This is a genomic window from Rhodoblastus sp. (assembly GCF_041915505.1).
Classification (GTDB): Bacteria; Pseudomonadota; Alphaproteobacteria; order Rhizobiales; family Beijerinckiaceae; genus Rhodoblastus.
On sequence record NZ_JAYSBG010000488.1, the window covers coordinates 1 to 2,064 of the forward strand.

Annotated in this window: 3 protein-coding genes; 1 reads left to right on the plus strand and 2 read right to left on the minus strand. The window is 67.7% G+C overall.

Features of this window, described 5'->3' with window-relative positions:
• Positions 1-411, plus strand: a 411-nt coding sequence (locus ACE3S9_RS19005) for a sigma-70 family RNA polymerase sigma factor (protein WP_374548042.1), incomplete at its 5' end; no start/stop codon positions are given.
• Positions 412-475: 64 nt separating this feature from the next.
• On the opposite strand, the gene ACE3S9_RS19010 is transcribed toward ACE3S9_RS19005, so the two are convergent.
• A complete protein-coding gene (locus ACE3S9_RS19010) occupies positions 476-1,762 on the minus strand; it encodes a hypothetical protein (RefSeq protein WP_374548043.1) in 1,287 nt (428 codons plus the stop codon).
• Between the two features lie 134 nt (positions 1,763-1,896).
• On the minus strand, positions 1,897-2,064 hold a 168-nt coding region (locus ACE3S9_RS19015; protein ID WP_374548044.1), incomplete at its 5' end, for an adenylosuccinate synthetase.

Genomic DNA, 2,064 nt, shown 5'->3' on the forward strand with positions numbered 1-2,064 from the left:
GAAGTGCAGGAAATGAACCGCCGCCTGTCCGGCGACGCCTCGCTGAACGCGCCCCTGCGCGAGGAAGGCGAAGGCGAATGGCAGGATTGGCTGGTGGACGAAAGCACTGACCAGGAAAGCCTGCTCGCCGAAAGCGAGGAGACCGACAACCGCCGCGCCGCGCTGTCTCAGGCCCTCGGCGTGCTGAACGACCGCGAGCGCCGCATTTTCGAGGCGCGCCGCCTCTCCGAGGATCCGATGACGCTGGAAGATCTTTCCACGGAATTCGGTATTTCGCGGGAGCGCGTGCGCCAGATCGAGGTGCGCGCCTTCGAAAAGGTGCAGCAGGCCGCGCGCGATGGCATCGCCCGCACCGAGGCGATCCCGCCGCGCCCGCTGCCGCTCGCCGCGCCGGTCCCGGCGCGGGTCTGACCGTCCCGCCCTGAACGAAAAAGCCGCCCAAAAGGGCGGCTTTTTGTTTGCGTGTCTGGGCAGGCTATTGCTGGCCCTTCCATTCATTGAAGACGTCATTGATGATCTGGGCGCCGGCCGCGCCCTTTTCGAAGGTGATTTTCGAAATCTTGCCGTTGGCGAGGCTCATCGGAATGTCGAACCAGTTGAGATTGCGGATCATGTCGACATTCTGCGCCTCGGCGGCCGAGTAAAGTCCGACCAGGAAGACATTGGGCGCGATATCGACCTGCATCCCCTGCAGCGGCGTGCCCTTCGGCGCATCCTCGCGGCGCATTTCCGGCACATTGATCGCCTGGACGGCGCCGATCGGCGAATCCTGCGACGGCTCGAAGCGAATGTTCAGGATATGGCTGGCCGAAAGGGTCGGCTCGTAATTCTTCTCGATCGTCAAAGCCGTCTTGAAGCCGGCCTCGGGGATATCAACATCCGCGCGAATGGCGCTCGACAATTGCTGGTTGGGGCCGCGATTGGCGGTGTCGCGGCGCCAGACCACGGTGCCGATATAGGTCTTGACCCCGCCGGGCTCGGACGGCGCCTGCAATAGAATGGCCGCGCGATAGGCGATCGGGATGCCGGGCGCGGGCGGCGGCGCCGGATTGGTCGGCGCGGGACGCGGCGCCGATCCGCCGTCGGCGCCGATCCGTTCGCCGATCTTACCGCCGGATTTCTGCTCCACGGCCTCGGGCGCCGGCGCCAGCTTGGCGAGATCCTCGGGGCGGTCGCGCAATTTCCAGGCGGAGAAGGCGACCAGGCCAACCACGACCGCCAGCGCGCCGCCGATAATGGCGAAGCGGCGCAAGCCGCCGGCCCGGCTCGGCTTGGGTTTGGGCGCGGCGGGACGCAGCGCGGCCTCGCGCAGTTCGGGTTCGTCCTCGTCTCGCGCGCCGGCCGGCGTTTCGTCTGCGGTGACGGGCGGCGGCGGCTCGGGCGGCCGCTTGTCGGCCTCATGGCCTTCCGCGGCCGCCTCATCCTGGGCCTCAGCCTCATGCGCCTCGTCTTTATGAACCTCATGCGCCACCGGCTCGGGGGGAGAGGGTTCGGCTTCCGGCTCGGGCGTCGCTTCGAATTCGGACGGCTCAGTGGGCGGCGGGGAGGCGGCGGCGGCGTGATCCAGCTCGAGCCGGGCGATGGCCTCCTCAAGCGCCTTGGCCTCGCGCTCGATCGCGGCCTCCGGCGCGGGCGGCTGCATGGCGCGCAACTGGCCGAGCAGCGCCTTGCGGGCCCGGTCGTAGATCGCGGTCCGGGTTTCGGGCGTCGCATTTTTCAGGCCGGAGATTGCTTTGGCCAGCAGCGGATAATAATCAGCCATTTCGCGCCTTTATTTTCGTTCTTCAGACTTGGCGCCGGCGCGAGGCCGGGACGCGGCGGGCGCGGGTCAGTTCTCCCCCACGCGCCCTTTCGCCGGCGCCCGCCTGGACAGGGGAGAGGCGTCCCCCGCCGGCGTCAATCCTGAAACGGATTATGCATCAAAATAGTGTCTTCCCGCTCGGGACTTGTCGAGAGCAGCGCGACCGGCGCCTGAATTAATTCCTCGACGCGGCGGACATATTTGATGGCCTGCGCCGGCAATTGCGCCCAGGAGCGCGCGCCGCCGGTCGGCTCGCGCCAGCC

Bases quoted from the DNA above. Each gene is read 5' to 3' on its own strand.
- ACE3S9_RS19010 (WP_374548043.1), bottom strand. From the start codon at position 1,762: ATGGCTGATTATTATCCGCTGCTGGCCAAAGCAATCTCCGGCCTGAAA.